The organism is uncultured Thermosynechococcus sp., from assembly GCF_938074695.1.
GTDB lineage: Bacteria > Cyanobacteriota > Cyanobacteriia > Thermosynechococcales > Thermosynechococcaceae > Thermosynechococcus.
Window position 1 is genome coordinate 1 of the sequence record NZ_CALJEM010000061.1, and the last position, 5,738, is coordinate 5,738.

Annotated in this window: 4 protein-coding genes; all 4 read left to right on the forward strand. The window is 52.9% G+C overall.

The genetic code is table 11. The features are described from left to right. The coding region (locus Q0683_RS09090) for a M1 family metallopeptidase (RefSeq protein ID WP_298611235.1) at positions 1-1,968 on the forward strand (1,968 nt) is incomplete at its 5' end. After that, positions 1,965-2,972, forward strand: a complete 1,008-nt coding sequence (gene trpS / locus Q0683_RS09095; RefSeq protein ID WP_298977381.1) for a tryptophan--tRNA ligase — start codon at positions 1,965-1,967, stop codon at positions 2,970-2,972. The genes Q0683_RS09090 and trpS, both read left to right, overlap by 4 nt. A gap of 5 nt (positions 2,973-2,977) precedes the next feature. Continuing rightward, positions 2,978-4,204 (forward strand): zinc ribbon domain-containing protein, encoded by a 1,227-nt coding sequence (locus tag Q0683_RS09100; protein WP_298977383.1) that lies wholly within the window; start codon positions 2,978-2,980, stop codon positions 4,202-4,204. Between the two features lie 713 nt (positions 4,205-4,917). Continuing rightward, positions 4,918-5,738: GAF domain-containing protein (locus Q0683_RS09105; protein ID WP_298977384.1), on the forward strand; the 821-nt coding region annotated here is incomplete at its 3' end.

Genomic DNA, 5,738 nt, shown 5'->3' on the forward strand with positions numbered 1-5,738 from the left:
CGCGCGGCTGATGCCCGCCGTACCCTGGGCAAAACGCCAAGGATGATGGACTTTTTTAGTCGCATCTATGGCTATCCCTACCCCTATCCGAAGTATGCCCAAGTTTGTGTTGCCGATTTTATCTTTGGCGGCATGGAAAATACCTCGACCACGCTGCTCACCGATCGCTGTCTATTGGATGAGCGGGCAGCCGCTGAGGATTTTCGCAGTGAAAGTCTCGTTGCCCATGAATTGGCGCACCAGTGGTTTGGCGACTTGGTGGTGATCAAACACTGGTCCCATGCGTGGATCAAAGAAGGCATGGCCTCCTATGCTGAAGTGCTCTGGTTTGAAGAAGAATACGGCGCTGATTTTGCCGCCTACTATCGCCTTGGGGAATTGCGCAACTACCTCAGTGAGGATAGCGATCGCTACCGTCGCCCCATTGTGACCCATATCTATCGCGACGCCATTGAACTCTACGATCGCCACCTCTATGAAAAGGGGGCCTGCGTGTATCACATGATCCGCCAAGAACTTGGCGAGCAGCTCTTTTGGAAAGCCATTCAAACCTTTGTCCAGACCTACGCCCACCAAGCGGTGGAAACAGTGGATCTCCTGCGGGCCATTGAAACTGCCACCGGCCGCAATTTGCTTCCCCTCTTTGACCAATATGTTTTCCGCGGTGGGCATCCCGACTTTCATGTCAGCTATCGCTGGGAAGCTGCCGATCAATTGGCCGTGCTCACCGTCAAGCAACAGCAGGTCACCGAAGGGGTCACCCCCCTAGAGCGCAATCTCTTTGATCTGCGGATTCCCGTTGGCATCGGCACCGTAGATGAGCAGGGACAGGTCTCAGTCAAAACCATCCCCCTGCGCATTCATGAAGCCGAGCACACCTTCTATCTGCCACTGCCCCAGCAGCCCGCCTTTGTGAGTTTTGATGCCGGCAACCACACGCTGAAAACGGTGACGCTGGAGTACCCCCTACCGGAGCTAAAAGCCCAACTCCGGTACGATCCCGATGTGCTCGGCCGCATTCAGGCGGCCATTGCCCTGGGCAAAAAAGGGAATTTACAGGCTGTCCAAGCCCTTGAGGAGGCACTGCAACGGGAACCCTTCTGGGGGGTACGGCGCGAGATTGCCAAGGTGCTGGGCACCGTTCAACTGGAGCAAAGCTTACAGGCGCTACAGTTGGCACTTGCCGATGAGCACCCCCATGTTCGCGCTGCTGCGGTGGAAGCCATTGCCGAGTTTAAGTCTGCCAAGGCCTACGAACTTCTTAAGCCCATTGCCAAGCACGGCGACCCCAGTTACAGCGTTGAAGCGGCAGCCCTCAAGGGGATAGGGGTGATTGCCGCTGCCAAACCGCAACCCAAACCCAAGCCCGAAAAAGTGCTCAAACGGCTGCGCAAGGCTCTAGAAACCCGCCAGGGCTGGAACGAGGTGGTGCGCTGTGGGGCGATCGCCGGCGTGGGTCAGCTCAAGGACATGCCTGAAGCAGTCAATTTAGTTTTGCACTATACCGCTGCGGAGGTTCCCCAACCCCTGCGCTTGGCCGCCATTCGTACCCTGGGCACCCTAGGCGATCGCCACCATCCCCAACTGCAACAAATCCTAGAGCGACTAGCCCAACTTAGCCATGAGACCTTTTTCTTTACCCAGCTGGCCGTTGTTGAGGCATTGCGACAAATTGACCATCCCCGGGTGATAGGCATTCTGCAGCAGGTGGGCGATCGCACCACCGATGGCCGCATTAAGCGGGCTGTGGACGAAGCCCTTGCCCAGGTGCAAAAGAATTTAAGCGCGGGCGATCGCCTGAAAACTTTGGAAAGTACCCTCGAAGAACTGCGCAAAGAAAATCAAGCCCTCAAAAGTCGCTTGGAGGAACTGGCGGCCAAGGCCAAATTGCCTGCCCAGGACACTTCCACCTTGGGCGATAATGGAAAAATTAGCTCTCCCCCAACACCACGGATCCAAGGAACGTGACCAAAAAGCGAGTACTATCGGGCGTACAGCCCACCGGCCATCTCCATCTAGGGAACTACCTAGGGGCAATTCGCCAATGGGTCGCGCGCCAAGCCGACTACGAAAACTACTTTTGTGTGGTGGATCTACACGCCATCACCGTGCCCCACAATCCAGCGGAACTTGCTGCCAACACCTATACTGTTGCGGCGCTGTACTTGGCCTGTGGGATTGATCCCACTCACGCCACCATTTTTGTCCAATCCCACGTCAGTGCCCACGCTGAACTCACTTGGCTCCTGAACTGCGTGACTCCCCTCAACTGGCTGGAGGACATGATCCAATTCAAGGAAAAGGCCGTCAAACAGGGAGAAAACGTGGCCGTGGGACTACTGGACTATCCTGTGCTCATGGCCGCCGATATTTTGCTTTACGATGCCGACTTGGTTCCTGTGGGCGAAGATCAAAAGCAGCACTTGGAACTGACCCGCGATATTGCAGCGCGGGTGAACCATCTCTTTGCTCGCAATCAACCGCCGATTTTCAAGCTACCCGAACCTTTAATTGCCAAAGAAGGGGCGCGGGTGATGAGTCTAACCGACGGCACCAAGAAAATGTCAAAGTCTGACCCTTCAGAATTTAGTCGCATCAACCTGTTGGACTCCCCCGATGAAATCCGCAAGAAGATCAAGCGCTGCAAAACGGATTCTATTCGGGGTTTGACCTTTGATGACCCCAATCGCCCGGAGGCCAATAACCTACTCACTCTCTACCAACTGCTCACAGGCAAAACTAAGGAGGCAGTGGCAGCAGAATGCGCCGAAATGGGCTGGGGACAGTTTAAGCCCCTCCTCACAGATGCGGTGATTGCGACCTTGGAGCCGATTCAGCGGCGGTACAACGAGATTATGGCGGATCCCAGCTACCTCAAGAATCTGCTGAAAAAAGGTCAAGAGCAGGCCGCGAGTGTCGCCAATGCCACCTTAGAGCGGGTCAAACTTGCCTTTGGGTTTACACTGCCGTGACTGTAATGCGACGGCTCAGGCAAGGGTGGCGAGCATTTTGGCGGCGATCGCGCCTTGTCAATGGGGAACCCCTGAATCGGGTCAGTCTCATTGTCATTATCTTGGTGGATGTCTTTATCCTCATCAATGTTTTTAATGGCCTCAACGAGATTAGCAATTGGCCCTTGAGTCCCAGTCAAGCCCAGCCCTGTTACGCCCCCTGGCAAGCTTATCGCCAAGATACAAGGAGCGATCGCGAGATTCGTTTTTTAGAACAGCAGATTAGTCTTGATCCTTTACCCCAGAGGGCTGTGGAGCACCTTCAGGAGAGCAGCAAAGGCAGATTGGGAAGCATCTCGCCCATTTGCCTGACCTATGCAAAGTATCAGGATGCCGTCAACCGCCCCATCAATCGGCAACGCCTCAAGCAGCGACAGGAAAAATACTCTCAAATTCAAGCCCTGGAAGCCACCAATGCCCGCATTCGCCAAGAGTACGACTCGGCCTTGTTGGAGCAGCTCGCAGGACAGCCCCCAGATCAATCCATCAACTTAGTAGGGGCAGCCCAGGCTAAAGCCACCTTGGAGGCCAATAACCGCCAGATTGCTGCTCTCAACAAGGAGATTGCCGCCCTTGAGCGGGCCATTCTCCAGGAAGCCAATAGCCAAGCCTTCCTCCGGTTTCTGGGGGAAGAGACCACCTTTGCCCAACTTGAGCGGCAATATCAGCGCTCGCAGTTTTGGTATCCCAGTCTGCAATTTCTCTTGCAAGCTCTCTTTTTACTGCCGCCGATTGGGGTTGCGCTGTGGGTACATCGCTGGGGCGATCGCCACCGCCATGGTCTGCTGGCTCTCATGAGTTGGCACCTACTGGTGATCTTCTTGATTCCCTTGGTACTGAAAATCTTTGAGCTGTTACAGGTGGGAGCACTGTTGGCATGGCTCTCCAGTACGATTCTTGCCCTCTTTGGCGGCCTAGCCTTTTTGGTGCGCTATGTCTATATCCTGCTGATTCCAGCAGTGGGTTTTGGCCTGATCAAAGCTGCCCAAGCCCTTTTCCTCAATCCACAACGACAGGCAGCAGTGCGGATTCAAAAGCAACGCTGTGTCCGCTGTGGCAAACGACTGCGGGAGCTTGATCGGTACTGTCCCCACTGTGGTTATTTGCAGTGGATGCCCTGTCCCAACTGTCAGCAGCCCACCTATCGCCACTTACCCTATTGTCGTCACTGCGGTGCCCCCCTAAAGTTCTAATAAATCTCCTTGATTGACTACCGTTGGGTTGCTAGAATTGCTAGGGCGATTGGCAGTTTTTTAGAAAGTCCAATATCATACCATGAAACGTGCTCTCCATCCCCTACTGGCTCTTATGGTTGCTATGGCCAGCCAACTCTTACTACTTGCCAACACTGCCCTAGGACAGACAACAAACGATTGTGGAAATCCTACTGGTTCTTTCAACTCAAATTAACAAATTAAATTGATGTAAGGGCTAGCTTTTCCAGTGCTGGCTATCCTTTGGCTCGCCTAGGTATTGGTGCTCGATTCTAGCTTTGGCCACAGTTTTCCTCTAGTCTTTTGATGGATATAGAGCCGCTTTTGACGCGGCTCAGCCTATTTATTTGCTTCATCATAGATAAAAGTCTATTATTTTTCTCTTGTTTATTGATAATCCAAAATACCGCTGTACGGCAACTTTTTCGTGCTTCCTATTCATTTCATTCCCACAGTGATCTCCCTCAGTCGTTATGATGGATTTAGAAAGAAAAAATGAATACTCGCCCAAAATCAAAATGTTTTATTAGCTCACTATAGTAGAAGTCCTGTTGAATAAATCATCAAAAATGCTCAAAAAAGTAACGGTGTTTCCTGGGATGAACGATGATCCCCAGGAGCTACTGGACATACCGCAAACGAACTTAGGCCGGCTGCCATGCCTTTCTTCGTCATCCACCTCTTCGGTATCTTTGCTCAACTTATTGATCATTGAAAACATCCCCCAATCGGCTGAAATTTTGTATCCCTATCTGGCAAAGGTTGATTACGTTTCCTACCAAGTTCACACCTGTTTATATCCTCACTTAACCCCTGGTGTGGTTGCTCAGGCTAAACCTCATCTGCTGGTTCTCATTGCTCAGGGGGAGCATGTCCTTAAACAAGTACAAACACTCCGGCAACGTTATCCACACTTGCCCCTAGTTGTGATTGATCTTGGCGATCGCCCCGATTTGGCCACGCAGATTCTCCACAGTGGTGCTCAGGACTATTTAACTATTGAGGAACTAACCCCCAACCTACTGGCGCGCAGTTTCCGCCATGCTATCGATCGCCACCAAGTGGAACAACAACTGCTGCGCCACGCCCAATACGATCGCCTGCTTGTGCAGATTACCCAGCACATTCACCAATCCCTTGATCTGAGCACAATTCTCGAAACTGCCGTCAAGGATGTGCGCCAACTCCTGGGGTGCGATCGCGTCCTCATCTATCGCTTCCTGGATGACTGGCGGGGCATTATAGAGGTCGAAGCTGTGGTTCCTCCCTGGTTGTCGGCTTTGGGGGATGTGGTGGGGGACTCCTGCTTTACAGAACAGTATTTTGAAGCCTATAGGCGGGGCCGCATCCACGTAGTGAACAACTTAGACACAGCGGCTGTTGACCCCTGCTATCGTGACCTGCTAGCGCACTATCAAATCAAGGCCAATTTAGTCGTCCCCATTGTGGTGGAAGCGCGGCTTTGGGGATTGCTGCTCTGTCACCAATGTGATCATCCCCGCGACTGGCAAGA

Excerpts from the sequence above, each read along its gene's own strand:
- Q0683_RS09100 (WP_298977383.1), top strand. The coding sequence starts at position 2,978 with ATGCGACGGCTCAGGCAAGGGTGGCGAGCATTTTGGCGGCGATCGCGC.